This window comes from Sporolactobacillus sp. PKPK-6 (assembly GCF_056678885.1).
In genome coordinates this window covers 1,385,133-1,400,930 of record NZ_JBWXPA010000001.1, presented here as the reverse complement: position 1 = coordinate 1,400,930, position 15,798 = coordinate 1,385,133, and the positions used below count along the sequence as shown (strand labels likewise).

At 39.2% G+C, this 15,798-nt stretch carries 13 protein-coding genes; 10 read left to right on the top strand and 3 right to left on the bottom strand.

Annotated features, from left to right (window positions below):
* Positions 1-15: 15 nt before the first annotated feature.
* A complete protein-coding gene (locus AC1MBV_RS06690) occupies positions 16-2,676 on the top strand; it encodes a YhgE/Pip family protein (protein ID WP_480947924.1) in 2,661 nt (886 codons plus the stop codon).
* A 137-nt stretch (positions 2,677-2,813) separates the two neighbouring features.
* Here the strand turns inward: AC1MBV_RS06690 and AC1MBV_RS06685 are convergent, their stop codons facing one another.
* The 3 genes from AC1MBV_RS06685 to AC1MBV_RS06675 all read right to left on the bottom strand — a co-directional run bounded on the left by AC1MBV_RS06685 (position 2,814) and on the right by AC1MBV_RS06675 (position 5,878).
* On the bottom strand, positions 2,814-3,323 hold the full coding sequence (locus AC1MBV_RS06685) for a hypothetical protein (RefSeq protein WP_480947923.1): 510 nt from the start codon (positions 3,321-3,323) through the stop codon (positions 2,814-2,816).
* 497 nt (positions 3,324-3,820) lie between these two features.
* Entirely contained in the window at positions 3,821-5,170 is a 1,350-nt protein-coding gene (locus AC1MBV_RS06680; RefSeq protein ID WP_480948272.1) for a TrkH family potassium uptake protein, read from the bottom strand.
* A 48-nt stretch (positions 5,171-5,218) separates the two neighbouring features.
* On the bottom strand, positions 5,219-5,878 hold the full coding sequence (locus AC1MBV_RS06675; protein ID WP_480947922.1) for a potassium channel family protein: 660 nt from the start codon (positions 5,876-5,878) through the stop codon (positions 5,219-5,221).
* A gap of 397 nt (positions 5,879-6,275) precedes the next feature.
* Here AC1MBV_RS06675 and AC1MBV_RS06670 point away from each other — a divergent pair, with 397 nt between their 5' ends.
* The 9 genes from AC1MBV_RS06670 to glf all read left to right on the top strand — a co-directional run bounded on the left by AC1MBV_RS06670 (position 6,276) and on the right by glf (position 15,794).
* A complete protein-coding gene (locus AC1MBV_RS06670; RefSeq protein ID WP_480947921.1) occupies positions 6,276-6,524 on the top strand; it encodes a hypothetical protein in 249 nt (82 codons plus the stop codon).
* Between the two features lie 427 nt (positions 6,525-6,951).
* Complete coding sequence (gene galU, locus AC1MBV_RS06665; protein ID WP_480947920.1) at positions 6,952-7,833, top strand: UTP--glucose-1-phosphate uridylyltransferase GalU; 882 nt, start codon at positions 6,952-6,954, stop codon at positions 7,831-7,833.
* A gap of 74 nt (positions 7,834-7,907) precedes the next feature.
* The gene (locus AC1MBV_RS06660) at positions 7,908-8,549 is read left to right on the top strand and encodes a sugar transferase (protein WP_480948271.1); all 642 of its coding nucleotides are present in this window, start codon (positions 7,908-7,910) and stop codon (positions 8,547-8,549) included.
* Between the two features lie 42 nt (positions 8,550-8,591).
* Positions 8,592-9,698 carry a glycosyltransferase family 4 protein gene (locus AC1MBV_RS06655; RefSeq protein ID WP_480947919.1) on the top strand — a complete coding sequence of 369 codons (1,107 nt, stop codon included), beginning with the start codon at positions 8,592-8,594 and terminating at the stop codon, positions 9,696-9,698.
* A 161-nt stretch (positions 9,699-9,859) separates the two neighbouring features.
* On the top strand, positions 9,860-10,939 hold the full coding sequence (locus AC1MBV_RS06650; RefSeq protein WP_480947918.1) for a glycosyltransferase family 4 protein: 1,080 nt from the start codon (positions 9,860-9,862) through the stop codon (positions 10,937-10,939).
* A 31-nt stretch (positions 10,940-10,970) separates the two neighbouring features.
* A complete protein-coding gene (locus AC1MBV_RS06645) occupies positions 10,971-12,107 on the top strand; it encodes a glycosyltransferase family 4 protein (RefSeq protein ID WP_480947917.1) in 1,137 nt (378 codons plus the stop codon).
* Positions 12,108-12,155: 48 nt separating this feature from the next.
* The gene (locus tag AC1MBV_RS06640; RefSeq protein WP_480947916.1) at positions 12,156-13,049 is read left to right on the top strand and encodes a glycosyltransferase family 2 protein; all 894 of its coding nucleotides are present in this window, start codon (positions 12,156-12,158) and stop codon (positions 13,047-13,049) included.
* A 286-nt stretch (positions 13,050-13,335) separates the two neighbouring features.
* The gene (locus AC1MBV_RS06635) at positions 13,336-14,628 is read left to right on the top strand and encodes a hypothetical protein (RefSeq protein WP_480947915.1); all 1,293 of its coding nucleotides are present in this window, start codon (positions 13,336-13,338) and stop codon (positions 14,626-14,628) included.
* A 59-nt stretch (positions 14,629-14,687) separates the two neighbouring features.
* Positions 14,688-15,794: a UDP-galactopyranose mutase gene (glf, locus tag AC1MBV_RS06630; RefSeq protein ID WP_480947914.1), complete on the top strand. Its 1,107-nt coding sequence runs from the start codon at positions 14,688-14,690 to the stop codon at positions 15,792-15,794.
* Positions 15,795-15,798 lie beyond the last annotated feature (4 nt).

Genomic DNA, 15,798 nt, shown 5'->3' with positions numbered 1-15,798 from the left:
AAGAACAAAACATCTATGATACGAAGTGAATGGAAGAAAATATTCGGCAATAAAATGATTCTTGTCATCTTATGCGGCATCATGACCATTCCAACCTTGTACGGACTCATTTTTCTTGCTTCATTGTGGGACTCCTATGGGAAAATGAACGACCTGCCCGTAGCGGTTGTCAACCACGATACAAAGGTCAGCTACATGGGCAGTAATCTGGCCATTGGTGACGAGATGGTCAAAAATATGAAGAAGTCGAAATCACTGGATTTTCATTTTGTCAGTGAGGAAAAAGCGGAAAAAGGATTGGCAAACGGCGATTATTACATGATCGTGACGATCCCCAAGAACTTCTCGGATCATGCGACCACGCTGCTGAATAAGAATCCGAAAAAAATGCAGATCAACTATAAAACAAATGCCGGAAACAATTTCATCGGTTCCAAATTCTCGGAATCGGCAGTGGTCCGATTGAAAGACAAAGTGTCGGCAGAGGTAGCAGAAACCTATGCACGGACCGTGTTTAAGGAACTCGCTGAAGCTGGGAAAGGAATGAATGAGGCCGCCAAGGGGAATAAGAAGCTGGTTTCAGGTACGCATCAAGCGACTGAAGCCAACAAGAAACTGACAAGCGGACTGGAGAAGCTGAAAAACAGCTCACTCACCTTCTCGAACGGCGTTCAGACCATGAACAAAGGAATTGGTAAGTACGTCGCAGGTATCGACCAAGTCGATCAAGGAGCGACGAAGCTGAACAACGGGATCCAATCGCTCGCCGGAAACGTTGGTCCGCTCAGTCAAGGCGTGAGCAAGCTGGGCAGCGGTTCAAGTCAGTTAAGCAGCGGAATCGGTACCTATGTTCAAGGTGTCGGACAGGTGAATAACGGAACCGCGCAGCTCAATTCAGGATTGAACACACTCGCCGCGAACGTTGCTCCGCTCCAGACCGGCGTGAGCAAGCTCAGCAATGGTTCCAATCAATTAACGACTGGCCTATCCACCTATACGAACGGCGTGACCCAGCTCAAGGACGGAACCGCAGCACTTAGCGGCGGCATGCAGCAGTTGAACAGTCAAGTACCCGGCATGGTCTCCAACTCGCAAAAGTTAGGCGACGGACTGCAGCAGCTGAGCAATGGCAGCGATCAATTGAGTTCAGGACTGACCACGTTAAACAAACAAGTGAACAGTAGTGATAATAATAAAAAAATGGAAGACTTGCAAAACACAATGAACACACTTGCAGGAACCATTGATACTGTTCAAGATCCGAATACCAAAGCAGAATTGAAAAAAACGCTCGCAAGTTTGGCGCAGCAATTAGATGATCTTAAGATCCAAAACCAGCAAATGGGCACAGCAATTTCACAGTTACAATCCGGTGCAAATGATCTGAACACTGGCTTGCAGCAAACCAACACGCAAGTCCAGGCTGCAAACAAGCAGCTGCCTGCATTCCAGACCGGCGTCTCCAAATTGGCCGAATCTAGCAGCACCTTGGCATCTGGCGCAAGCAAGCTCGCGGATTCAAACAGCCAGTTAAATCAAGGGGCAGGCGCTTTAGCAACCGGCTTGAATCAAATGAGCAGCCAGCTGCCTTCACTGAGTAGCGGTGTGACCCAGTTGCAAACCGGCAGCCGCAAGGTCTCTGAAGGAACACAGGCACTGGCAGACAAAGGCACGGATCTGCGGACAGGCGCGTCACAGCTGAATACCGGCATTCAGACACTGAACGGTAAACTGCCGCAATTATCCAATGGCGTGCAGCAACTGGCTGCCGGAAGCAGCAAGTTAACCAGCGGCACACACCAGCTCGCTTCCAATGGTTCCGCCTTAACCAGTGGTGTCCAGAAACTCAGCAGCGGTGCGGATCAGATTCATCAAGGTGCTGGCCAACTGGCGGACGGTTCGGGTAAGCTCGGAAGCGGGTTGACGAAACTCGCAAACGGGAATCAAACGCTGGCCGATAAGCTTGGAAAAGGCGGAAAGAAGATTACCAGTGTTAGTCCGGACACTAAGACCTATAAAATGATGGCCGCGCCGGTAGCCAACAAGCACATAGAGGCAGCCAATGTACCGAATAACGGAACCGGCATGGCGCCGTATATGATGTCCATTGGACTGTTCATCGGTGCGGTTGTACTGAACCTGCTCTATGATCAATACAAACCAAGTAAATATCCGAAAAACAGCATTTCCTGGTGGGCGAGCAAGATGTCCGTATTAGGCGCAATCGGCATTCTGCAGGCCGTACTCATGTATGTCTTGCTGGTCATCACCGTCGGGCTCAATCCGATTGACTCATTCCAGACACTCGGCGTGCTGATTCTGACCGCCGTGGCATTCATGGCCATTGTCAATCTGTTCAATCTTTTGCTGGATCGAATCGGCGCGTTCCTCATGCTCATCCTGCTCGTGTTGCAGCTGGGCGGCTCAGGCGGAACCTACCCAATCCAGCTCACCAACGGTTTCTTTGAAGCGATCCATCCGTATCTGCCGATGACTTACACCGTTCATGCCCTGCGGCAAACGATCTCAATCGGTGGCAGCATCACAACCGACATCGCGGTGCTCGTTGGATTAATCGTCGTCTTCAATGCGTTAATCATCGGCTTCTTCGAAATCAAACGAAGAGGCATCGCAAAGGCCGACGTCAGTGCAGACACAAGTGCAGTAAGTGACTAAGACGAGGTAGAAGTCCAGAGAGGATTTTGAAAAAAGCCGCGACCCAAATGAATGGGTTCGGTTGAGAGGGACAGAAACCTAATTAATAACCTAATAAAATTCATTAAAAATGGCTTGGGGGAAAACTCCAAGCCATTTTAGTGTTTTACACTGTTATAATCGAAATCAACATTTTTAGTGCCCAAGTCGCCTTGAAAGTTTTTGGCGTAGGTCATAGTTAGATGAACGCTCTTGTCAATCCATCGAGTAGAATCATCGGTAGAGGTATCCCATACAACATCAAAATTTCTACCCAATTTACTAAAAAAAGCCAGTCGTTTAGTGGCAACAGTTTCACCGTTCATTTTGTAATGTATAAAAGCGATCTTCATATCCAGAATTCCCGTACCATATCTCACGATCTCTAAGCTATATGGCTTATCAGGACATTGCTCTTCGAAAACAACTTCAGGTTTAACGAATAAAAAATAACAGATCAATAAAATCGTTATGACCACTAGTATCTTAAATTTCTTTTTCGTAATAGTAACACCCCAAAAATTGCTTTTCAATAAATAGTACCATAATAAAAGGCTTTTGGGACAGCCTCTTATTATGGCACTGTTATTTACTGTTTTGTACCCCACAACCGAACCCGTTAGATCCAAATCAGTGTCTCGCAGCTTCCTTTATGATCCAATCCTATGCACGAAAAGCCCAAATCAATGCACGAAAAAGGTAATACAATGCACGAAAGTCAATGCCCCACGCACGAAACCCCCCGTCCCCAATCCACACACCACAACCACGAGCAAAATAAGCGGAAATTTTCCGGTTATATCCATCATGGAGCTTGTTTTACCGGTAAATAAGGGTAATTTTTCCGCTTATGCACAGCAAAACCCTACCATTTTCACGTTTTTCGATTCGATAAGCGGAATTTATCCGTCTATTTAAGCTTTTTTTTCGTTCATTTTCTAAATAAGAGTAATTTTTCCGTCTATTTATCAGATTGGGCCTGCGCTTAACCTGATCGCCCCCAACCAATAAATGTGAATGGGGAATCAGCCCCTTATGCTCTAACGTCGTATCAGCGGGGCAAATTCATAGAACTTTCTCCCAATCAAAAAGCCGCAAACCCACATCCAGGTCTCGCGGCTTTCCCTTACCCCGTATAAATCTCTCCATCCGGATACCGTATGTCCACATGCGAGCGCTTGGTCACGGAGAAGGCCAGGGTCAGCGGACCGACCTTACCGAAGAACATCACGCACATAATCACGACCTTGCCGAAGGCGGTGAAGTGAGCGGTAGCTCCGATCGATTCACCGGCGGTACCGAACGCCGAAATGACCTCAAACAGGATCACCATAAACGGTTGATTTTCCGACAGACAGAGCAGGAACACGGCGAGCAGGACGACAATCACCGAAATCGAGATGATCGACATGGCGCGCACGATCACTTGATGGTTGACCGTGCGCTTGTTGATCACAACCTCGCGTCGCCCTTTCAAGAAGGTGAACACCTGCGCGATGATAATCATAAACGTCGTCAGTTTGATGCCGCCGCTCGTCGACGTACTGCCCGCGCCAATGAACATCATCAGCATGGTGAGCAGCAGAGATGCTTGGCTCAATCCGGCCGGATCAATCGTCGTCAGACCGGCGGTTCGCGGCGATATACCTTGAAAGAATGCCGCCCAGAATTTATCGCCTAGACTGAGCGGACCTAACGTATTCGGATTCGTATACTCAATAATGAAAATCGCCAGTACAGCCACCGCATTAATAATCAAAGTCCCGGTGATCATGACCTGAGCATGAAGCGAGAGCTTATGATAGCGGTGCGTGGACAGCAGCTCGGCAAGCACTGTGAAGCCGATCCCACCGAGCGTAATCATCATAACCATTGTCAAATTTACAATTGGATCGCCAAGATATTGACTCATGCTACCGGGAAAAAGTGAAAAACCGGCTTGGTTGAACCCGCTGATCGAGTGAAAGAGGCCATAATAAAGCCCCTTGCCCCAGCCGAATTCAGGCACAAATCGAAACGCGAGAAAGAAGGTGCCAATCAGCTCAATCGCAAAGGAAAAAATTAAAATCCAGCTGACCAGCCGGATCACGCCGCCAATCGACGGAACATTCAGCGCCTCTTGCATCAACTGCCTCTGCCGAATCGAAACCTTCTTACCCAGTAAAATAACGAAAAATACGGCAAACGCCATGACGCCGATTCCGCCGACCTGAATCAGCAGCATTAGAACAATCTGTCCGAAAAAGGTAAACGTCTGACCGGTCTCAAAAGGAGACAAACCGGTAACCGTCGAAGCGGATGTCGATAAAAATAAGGCATCCAGCCACGAAATCGGATGCCTTGTGGAAATTGGCAGCTTTAAGAGCAGAGTACCAATAACGATAATGACAAACAGCAAAATGGACAGAAAGAGCGGTGGGCTGAATCTGAAAGGCTTGAGGTCAAGCGCGGAAAGTATTTTCTTCGTTGATTGCATCATAATCAAACTCCTTGCCTTAAATAGGAGGAGGGTCCGAAAAAAAACTCAGACGCCCTCTTTCTCAAATCGCTCCAGATCCTCACTTTTTCCGATAATCAGCAGCACATCGTCGCGCTCAAGCTTCAATTCACCAATATTGCGGACAACGACCGCGCGGTTGCGACGGATTGCGATTACGTTGCATCCGTAATTCGCACGCACATCAATTTCCATGATCGACTTCCCAATCAGCCGATCCGTCACTTCAATTTCAATAATGCTGTAGTCCTTCGATAATTCTATGTAATCAAGAATCTTATTCGCGGTTGCCAGATGTGCGATTCGGAAGCCGATTTCGACCTCCGGACGAATGATCTTGTCCGCACCAAGCTTCCTCAGAATCTTCTCGTGATAGTCATTCTGAGCCTTCGCCCAAATCTCCTTCACGCCCGATTCCTTCAGCAGCAGCGTCGTCAGGATGCTCGCCTGTATGTTGCGCCCGATCGCAACAATTACATGATCGAAATTGCGAATTCCGAGCGCCTGCAGCACCTTCTCATCGGTTGAATCCGCCTGAACCGCCTGCGTCACGACATCCGAGTAATCATTCACTTTATCCAAATCAATATCGATCGCCAGGACCTCACAGCCCATATTGCTCAGCTCAATGCTGACACTTGAGCCCAGCTGACCAAGACCGATGACGGCAAATTGTTTATTCATCATAATCTTCCTTTATTAAAGGATGTGCAAAAAAGAGTCCAACACCCTGAAAATAGTCCGAAAAACACATGAAAGTTACATTTACTTTATTTGAAAGAACGATCATTGTCAAATGGCCCAAGATCATTGCGTGCATGGCGAAAACCTTTAGTGAAATCGAAATGCAGAAATACTTTCCGACATAATTCGAGATTATGACAAAAACAGGACAAAGGACACAGGCCGTAATACCACACGTCTCATCGGTTATCTGCTCGCAAACGACGGAGAATCTGTCTCAAGAAATGACTTGGGTTGACAAGATTCCCAACTGATCGAGTGTACGAGCCTACGAGGAATTCCACAGAGAAAGCGAGAAAAGATTCATACAGTCAATTGCAGAATAAAGGAGCGAACAATAATGGCCGTATACACGTTTTATCACGAATCCGATGACAAGAGGACAATCTCTGACGCATATAACAAACCGATAGCAACGATACAAGCCGAAAGCATCGAGCAGGCAGCAGAACAGTTCAATGAGAAGTACGCTCTGAAACTCATTGACTTCGACTCATTGCTTTATGGGAATTACCGTGTGTATAGCAAGACGACACGACCGTTCTGGCACCGTGAAGAGGAAGTGTATTACGTCACATCCGAAGAATAAGCGTTAAAATTGGATAAAGTCAGTTGTAGCGAATAATTGCTTAAGAATTACGAATCGGCGACACAATGGGACATTTTTAGCACAATACTTTGAAACATACTTGTAAACAAATCGTAAATAGAGAGCAACAATATGTAATAAATGCCTTTAGAATCAACTCCCGTGACTTTCTTCCCAGATCTTCCTCTTTTCAATAAAATTAAATATGCTATAATGCTTGTAGCTTGACGAGACAAAAAATGTCGAGTTTTAGCTTCACGGCGCATATGAATAGTGTATAATGAGAGAATCTTGAGTTCTTGAACCATTCCATTAATTTATTTTTAATAGAGATAACATAGAATGTCCTCATTACTTAGCGAGACAACATCCCAGAGCTTTCACGACAAACAACAGACTATGTCTCCACTTTCCAGGGGGTTTTTTGATGAAAAAGGTCAGAAAAGCGGTCATTCCGGCCGCAGGGTTAGGTACACGCTTCTTGCCGGCAACAAAGGCATTACCAAAGGAAATGCTTCCCATTGTCAACAAGCCGACAATCCAGTATATTGTTGAGGAAGCCGTTCAAGCAGGTATTGAAGACATTATTATCGTTACTGGTAAAGGTAAACGTGCAATCGAAGATCACTTTGATATTGCATACGAATTGGAACAGAATTTGATTCAAAAAAATAAATTAGATTTACTTGAGAAAGTGCGTGAACCATCCCGAATTGACATTCACTACATCCGTCAAAAATCGCCGCAAGGCTTGGGTCACGCCGTTTGGTGTGCCCGCAAGTTCATCGGTGACGAACCATTTGCGGTCCTTCTCGGCGATGACATCGTTCAAGCTGAGACGCCTTGCATCAAGCAGCTGATGAATCAATATGAGAAGACCGGATGCTCCTGCATCGGCGTCAAAGAAGTTCCTAAGAACCAGACGCACCGTTATGGTATTATTGATCCGAAGGCACAGGATGGTCGTCTGTTTGACGTGCGCAAGTTCGTTGAGAAGCCGGAAAGCAATCCGCCTTCCAACATGGCAATTATCGGTCGCTACGTGCTGACTCCGGAGATCTTTGACTTCCTTGATAAGAAGGAAATTGGAGCAGGCGGAGAGATCCAGCTAACCGACGCGATCCAGAAATTGAATGAACTCCAAGGCGTTTATGCGTATCAATTCGAAGGCAAACGTTTTGATGTTGGAGAAACTCTGGGCTTTGTATTGACGAATATCGAGATGGCACTTCAGGACAAAACGATCCAGAAGGATGTTTTGAAGGGCATCGAAAAAATTCTTCATGACAACAAACTACCACTCGAATGATGGAGGATAAGACGATGGCTATGCCAAAATCAGAAATCAACGCACGCTACATTGAAGAAACCCAGCGTACCGTTATGACACGTAACCTCGGAAATGACAGTACATCCTATCTTTTCTTTAAAAGAGCGCTGGATCTGTTTGGTGCAGTCGTTGGTCTTGTACTAAGTTCACCGGTCTTTTTGTTTATTTCTTTGTTATATCTCTTTGGCGAAAACAAAGGTCCTATATTCTTTAAACAAGAAAGAGTCGGGCAAAATGGCAAAACATTTCATATTTATAAATTTCGCTCAATGGTGGTTAACGCAGAAGAGTTACTGAGATCTAATAAACTGTTGTATAAAAAGTATGTTGACAATAATTACAAACTTGAACCTGAAGAAGATCCTAGAATTACTAGAATAGGACGTCTCTTAAGAAAAACGAGCCTTGATGAGCTCCCTCAATTTATTAATGTATTAAAAGGGGAAATGAGCTTAGTGGGGCCAAGACCTGTTGTCTCTGAAGAACTGAAAGAATATGGAGAGAAACAAGACCTCTTCCTATCTGCTAAACCAGGACTTACAGGGTATTGGGCAGCTTGTGGACGAAGCGATATCGAATATCCTGAACGTTGTAATGTTGAGTTGTTTTACGTCCGTAATAAGTCGGTGAGACTAGATTTTAAAATAATTTTTAAAACGGTAGTGTCTGTAATTAGCAAAAAAGGTGCTTATTGATAAACGCTTGGTCTATCTTTATAAATTGTGAGTGTGGGGTATATGAGAATAGTTATTGTGTCACAGGGAAATAATGCATCAGGAGCTGAAATTGTCACAGCAGAATTATATAGTGAATTAAAAGATAATGTGACTGTCCTAAGTGGAAGTAAACCTATTCTTAATTACTTTGCATCAAAAAGATTCAGAGTTAAAAAAATTGATGGATTAGCTCCGTTAAATCGTGCGAGTATCAAACTGGGTAAGTTAATAAAATTAATAATATCTCTGTTTAGAATTAGAAAAGAAGTTAAACGTATTCATCCAGATTATATTCATGTTTATAATTTAGCATCTTTACTTTATATAACGATTGCGCTATTTAACAAAAAAGTACCTGTACTTCTCCACGTCCATGATTTTTATTCTAAAGATAAGATGCTAACTAAAGTAGCTGTGCTACTAAAAAATAAGCCGACCAAAATAGTTGCGGTGTCAAACAGTGTACGTTTAGACCTAATAAATATTGGCTTTCCTACCTCAAAAATTCGTTGCATTCATAATGGAATTGAAGCAGCAGATGATTATGTAAATAGAGTTATTCATTCAGAAAAGCTCACTATTGGTTTTGTAGGAGCCATTAATGAGTGGAAAGGGCTTCACATATTGATGGAGGCTGCATGTTTCCTAGATAAAAAAGGCTATGCTCTTAATTATGTTATTGTAGGATCATTTTTTAGTGAAAATTACAAAAGAAGAGTTAAATTAATTTCTGAAAAAGTCAAATTTTCCAACATTAAATTTCTTGGGGCTAGGAAAGACGCGAGAAATCTAATGAAGCAGTTTGATATATTAGTTCATTGCTCAATAGAAGATGATCCTTTCCCGACAGTATTGTTAGAAGCAATGCATGCTGGGTGTGCGGTAGTTGGCTCAAATTGTGGTGGAGTTCCGGAAATTATTGATGATCACAAAACTGGATTATTACATGAATCAGGTTCTCCAGAATCATTGAGTAATGCATTAGAGGAATTGCTTTTAAACAGTGAACTAAGAGAAAAGGTAGCAAAAAATGGATTAATAAAAGCTAAGAAGTATCTAACTGTTAGCAGATATAGAAAAGACTTCTTTGAGTTTTTAAAACCCATATTTACTAATGAAGAATTGTGAAATTTATTACTTGAACTATATCTTAAAATATTTATTCTCAACGGCTCTCTCCATTAAGAGTGTATAATTTAGAATATTCTTAATCTGTATACTATCTAATCTTTGAATTCAATAAGATTTATATAACTATTAAATTAAAAAATAAATTAAGGAATTTTATTATGAAAATATATATAAATGGTCGTTTTCTAACACAATCTATAACCGGTGTTCAACGTTATGCACATGAAGTTATTCTACAATTGGATAATCTCTTGGAACAAAATAAGATCTCTAGTTCACATTCAATTGAAATTATTGCACCAAGAAATACGATACATGAATTGTCTCTTAAAAATATAAAGTATTCTAAAGTGGGATTTTTAACTGGACATCTATGGGAGCAGCTTGAACTCCCATTCTATACAAGGTCAGGTATGTTGGTCAATTTTTGCAATACAGCCCCTATTGCAAAGAGAAAACAAATAGTGACTATTCATGATGCATCTGTCTACTTAAAGGATAATAACTTCTCCATGTTGTTCAAGTTATGGTACAAATTTTTATATGCGATTGAATTAAAGACGGCAATGAAAATTATAACTGTTTCTCAATTTTCATGTGATGAACTTGTTAAATATACAGGTGTTAGTTCTAAAAAAATTAAGGTTATATATGAAGGAAATGAACATATAAAAGAAAAAAAAGAAGACCATAAAGTATTGTCAAAGTATTTTTTGAATGATGTACCTTATGTATTAGCAGTCAGCAGTATGGATCCAAGAAAAAATTTCAAGAGTCTCGTACTTGCATTGGAAAAATTAGGAGATACTGATATTAATGTTGTAATCGCAGGGGGAACTAACCCACGGGTTTTTAGTAATCAAAATCTACAGTTTTCGAAAAATGTTAAATATCTTGGTTATGTTTCTGATGAAGAACTTAAGACTCTATATGTTAATGCCTATTGTTTTGTATATCCTTCACTTTATGAAGGTTTTGGCCTTCCACCACTCGAATCAATGACATTGGGATGTCCGGTAATTGTATCAGACCGTGCCTCACTTCCAGAAGTGTGCGGTGATGCGGCATTATATTGTAATCCAGTTGATCCAGAAGATATAGCAAAAAAAATAACAATGCTCTTAAAAGATAAACAATTAAGAAATAATTATAAGAGTAAGGGTTTAAAGAAGGCAACGGGTTTTTCTTGGGAAAGGTGCGCAATGAATGTGTGGAAGACGATTTGTGAAGCTGTTTGAAAAGAAGACAACAATATGATGGGTGAATAAAATGAGAATTGCAATTGTACATGAATGGTTTGTTTCATATGCAGGATCAGAAAAAGTGGTTGAGCAGATACTTAATGTGTTCCCAAAAGCTGATGTTTTTAGTATGGTCGATTTTATGCCAGAAGCTGAGAGGAAATTTCTTAAGAACAAACAAGTGAGAACATCATTCATTCAAAAATTACCTTTTGCAAAGAAAAAATATAGAAGCTATTTGCCGCTTATGCCATTGGCTGTTGAACAATTAGATCTTTCAAGTTACGATGTTATTATTTCAAGCTCTCATGCAGTGGCCAAAGGTATCATTACCGGTCCGAATCAGTTACATATCTCCTATATTCACTCTCCTATGAGATATGCTTGGGACTTGCAACATCAATATTTAAGAGAATCTGGTTTAAATAAAGGGATTAAAGGATGGTTAGCACGGTATATTTTACATAAGATACGCATGTGGGATTATCGTACAGCAAATGGAGTTGATTATTTTATTTCAAATTCCAAATTTATTGGTAAGAGAATTTGGAAAGTGTATAGAAGAGAGTCCGATGTTATCTATCCCCCTGTAAATGTAGATGGTTTTCAATTCAATGATGTGAAGCAGGATTATTATGTTACAGCATCAAGGATGGTCCCATACAAAAAAATGGATTTAATTGTTGAGGCTTTTTCAAAGCTTCCCAACACACAATTATTTGTTATAGGTGATGGTCCGGATTTTAACAAAGTTAAAAATAAAGCAGGATCTAATGTTCACTTGCTTGGTTATCAAGATTTTGATTCCCTTAAAAAATATGTACAAAATGCAAAGGCATTTGTTTTTGCTGCAGAGGAAGATTTTGGTATTACTCCAGTTGAAGCTCAAGCCTGCGGAACTCCTGTTATAGCTTATGGGAAGGGCGGGTCATTAGAAACTGTTCGTGGATTGGAAAATAATGATAATCCAACCGGACTCTTTTTCAATGAACAAACTGTAGAAAGTTTATTGAAAGCGATAGAAAAATTTGAAAAGAATCAATCGTTATTTAAACCACAAGTTTGTAGAGAACATGCGATTCAATTCTCTGAAGATAGATTCAGAAAAGAAATAAAAAATTATGTTGAAGATAAAATACATGAAAAGTGGAAAGAAGAGAAATAATGGCTAAGTAGGGCCATTTTCTTTTAATTTCTTAAATAAGGAGATAAAATGTCAAAAGTAGGATGCGTCATTGTTACATTTAATAAGCTAGCACTCTTAAAAGAATGCTTACATAGTGTAATGAATCAAACGAGAAAAGTTGATCTGATATTTGTAATGGATAACTGCAGTACAGATGGAACCGAAGATTTTATGAAATTAATAATGTCTAAGGATACAAATATAAGGTATTTTAGATTAAATAAAAATATTGGTGGTGCCGGCGGTTTTAATTTTGGTTTAAAGAAAGCATATGAATCAGACGTAGATCTATTATGGATAATGGACGATGACACAGTACCAGATTTGAAATCCTTGGAAAATCTTATGGAGCATGCGGAGAATCCCAATTTAGAATGGGGATTCTTGTCGAGTAACGTCAAGTGGATTGACGGATCAGCATGTTTAATGAATATTCCCGAAACTAATCTCAAGTGGAATGACATGGCTGAAGATGGTCTCATTCGAATTGATTCAGCTTCTTTTGTATCCCTACTTATAAAGAAAGATACTTTAGATGATGTAGGTTACCCAATTAAAGAGTTTTTTATATGGAATGATGACACTGAATTTACGCGTAGAATTTCAAAAATAAATGCTGGTTATTTTGTTTCAAAAAGTGTGGTTCTTCATAAAATGGTGAAAAATAATTTAGTAAATATCATTAAAGATGACAGAATTGATAGATATTACTTTGGAGTGAGAAATGGCCTGTATACAGCAAAGCTTCAAGGGAAACTTGCTTATTTTAAATGTCTAAGCTACCAATTGATCACAATTGCTAAAATTATTGTGAATAGAAATGATCATAAATTAAAAAAAGTACAGGTTGTTATAAAAGGGATTTTTGCTGGGATGACATTTAATCCCCATATTGAAAGAACTAGTCGTAATACAAATTAATCTTAGAAATGCTTAATTAGAAAGGTCCTAGGGAATATCACACTGGCTAGTGATTTTATTGTATGGTTTGTACTTTGAAAAAAAGTTTTAATGACTATCCTTTTGAAATATGGTTATAGTCGATAAGCGTTATTAAGGATAGACTATTTTAAGTAATTTGCAAAGGAATAAGAACGAATTATTGTGAATTTGTTCTTTGATCATTAGATATGTTACATTTTTATAGGAATTAAGTTTCAAAATGGAAATATAGGGTAATGTCTAAGTTTTCTTAGGAGGAAAAATCATGTTTAATATTGCTATACAACGAAAAGAGGTATTTAACGATCAAAGAATAAATAAAATAATTAATATACTTGAATATTCCTTAGCCATATTCTTAATATTAACGTGTAACTCTGTTTATTTTAAAAGTGCTAATATTGCTGACTACAAAATAATACAGCTACTATTTTTAGCGAACTTATTCGTTATTGCTTTTTACTCTCTTGTTGCTATCTACAAACAAAAAATAAATATTAAAGTATTAATTAAGTTTTTAACCATATTTACAGCACTATTTCTTTTGTTTTGTATTTTGAATAATTTAAAATACCCTTTGGGCAAAAACTTTCTGAATTATATGTATGTTATTCCGGCACTCTCTCTATGTTATTTTCATTACAGTTTTTCACAAGAAAGAATAAATGCCTTATGGATAAAGCTGGAAAATATTATGGTAATTCTTGCGATTTTCTCTTTGATTTTTTGGATAATTGGTCCAACTCTCAATCTAATTCATTTTACGGGCTATAAGGGTATTTCATTTGGAGGGATTCGAGGAATACCATCGTACTATAATATTTTTTTTGCTGCGCAAGGTCAGGTGAATTTTTTTGGGCTGAATGTAACAAGAAATACAGCTATTTTTTGTGAGGCTCCAATGTATGCTTTCATATTATCTGTTGCGCTGTTTATAAATTTGTATATAGAGAAAAGAATATCGTTTAAAACAATTATTTTGGTGATAACATTATTTTCAACTACGTCAACAACTGGAATTTTAATGGCAATCTTTGCTTTGGGATTAAAGTTTGTTATTGATAAGAGAGTTACTGGAAAAATTCCATTAAAATTAAAACCCTACATTATAGCGTTTATAGGATTGTTTTCTCTGTCATTATCCTTTGTGTTGCTGCATAATAAAATAGGGGCCACTTCATCTTCAATACGAATGAACGATTTCTATGCAGGATTTAAAGCGTGGATGATGCAACCAATTATGGGAAATGGAATTGAAAACACTGGGGCATTAAAACAATTCATGGCTCCTTCACGTTTGCTCCCGAATGGTGACAGTGGCTTTAGTACTGGTTTAATGAAAGTTCTTGCAGGGGGAGGAATCTACCTATTCTCTTTTTATGTTATTCCAATGATTCTATTGCTCAAAAATTATTGGCGTAAGAATAGAGAATTAGCCATGTTTAGTGTTCTACTATTCGTAATTTTTACGTTTACAATTGTCGATAGTATTTATCTTTTTATTATGTTAATAATGTGGTTGTGGGTGACCGCTATGTATAAACAGACAGTGAATTAAGTTTGAATAACTATTTGCATAGATAATGATTTTTACTAAATAGAATTGGAGATATTTAAATGAAGTATGATTATCTTATTGTTGGATCCGGATTATTTGGAAGTACGTTTGCTTACGAAGCGGCTAAAAGAGGTAAACGGGTTAAAGTGATAGAAAAAAGAAATCATATTGCTGGCAATATCTATACGGAAGATGTTGAAGGGATTCAAATACATAAATATGGTGCGCATATATTTCATACAAGTAACAAGGATATATGGAATTATATAAACCAATTTGCTGAATTTAATCATTATATTAATAGTCCTATTGCAAATTATCATGGTGAAATCTATAATTTACCTTTTAATATGAATACATTCAATAAACTATGGGGAGTTGTAACTCCTGAACAAGCTAAGGGTAAAATAGAAGATTCAAAAGTTCAAGCAGGTATTGACCGACCAAAAAATCTTGAGGAACAAGCTATATCGTTGATTGGTCCGGATATTTATAAAAAGCTCATCAAAGGGTATACCGAAAAACAATGGGGACGTAAAGCAACCGAACTACCAACTTTTATTATTAAAAGGTTACCCGTTCGTTTTACATATGACAATAATTATTTTAATGACATTTATCAAGGTATCCCAATTGGTGGCTATACTCAAATTGTTGAGAAAATGCTGGACAGTGAAAATATTGATGTAGAGTTGAACAAAGATTTCTTCGAGGAAAAGGATGAATATTTGGAACAATATCCAAAAATAGTGTTCACTGGAATGATTGATCAATTTTTCAACTATAAATACGGTACCTTGGAATATCGAAGCCTGAAATTTGAATCAGAGATATTAGATAAAGATAACTTTCAAGGAAATGCGGTAGTGAATTATACTGATGCTGAAACCCCATTTACACGGATCATTGAACACAAGCATTTTGAATTTGGCCACCAACCAAAAACTGTGATAACACGAGAATATCCTCAGAGCTGGAAAAAAGGCGACGAACCTTACTATCCTATGAATGATAAAGAGAATAATGAGTTGTATTCAAAATATAAAAAGCTTGCTGATGGATACCCGAATATAATCTTTGGCGGAAGATTAGGTATGTATAAGTACTATGACATGCATCAAGTTATAGCTGCAGCATTGGCAACAATAAATCAAGAATTTAAATAAAGAA

Excerpts from the sequence above, each read along its gene's own strand:
- galU (WP_480947920.1), top strand. The coding sequence starts at position 6,952 with ATGAAAAAGGTCAGAAAAGCGGTCATTCCGGCCGCAGGGTTAGGTACA.
- AC1MBV_RS06635 (WP_480947915.1), top strand. The coding sequence starts at position 13,336 with ATGTTTAATATTGCTATACAACGAAAAGAGGTATTTAACGATCAAAGA.
- AC1MBV_RS06690 (WP_480947924.1), top strand. The coding sequence starts at position 16 with ATGATACGAAGTGAATGGAAGAAAATATTCGGCAATAAAATGATTCTT.
- AC1MBV_RS06645 (WP_480947917.1), top strand. The coding sequence starts at position 10,971 with ATGAGAATTGCAATTGTACATGAATGGTTTGTTTCATATGCAGGATCA.
- AC1MBV_RS06655 (WP_480947919.1), top strand. The coding sequence starts at position 8,592 with ATGAGAATAGTTATTGTGTCACAGGGAAATAATGCATCAGGAGCTGAA.
- AC1MBV_RS06670 (WP_480947921.1), top strand. The coding sequence starts at position 6,276 with ATGGCCGTATACACGTTTTATCACGAATCCGATGACAAGAGGACAATC.
- AC1MBV_RS06640 (WP_480947916.1), top strand. The coding sequence starts at position 12,156 with ATGTCAAAAGTAGGATGCGTCATTGTTACATTTAATAAGCTAGCACTC.
- AC1MBV_RS06680 (WP_480948272.1), bottom strand. The coding sequence starts at position 5,170 with ATGCAATCAACGAAGAAAATACTTTCCGCGCTTGACCTCAAGCCTTTC.
- AC1MBV_RS06650 (WP_480947918.1), top strand. The coding sequence starts at position 9,860 with ATGAAAATATATATAAATGGTCGTTTTCTAACACAATCTATAACCGGT.
- glf (WP_480947914.1), top strand. The coding sequence starts at position 14,688 with ATGAAGTATGATTATCTTATTGTTGGATCCGGATTATTTGGAAGTACG.
- AC1MBV_RS06660 (WP_480948271.1), top strand. The coding sequence starts at position 7,908 with ATGACACGTAACCTCGGAAATGACAGTACATCCTATCTTTTCTTTAAA.
- AC1MBV_RS06675 (WP_480947922.1), bottom strand. The coding sequence starts at position 5,878 with ATGATGAATAAACAATTTGCCGTCATCGGTCTTGGTCAGCTGGGCTCA.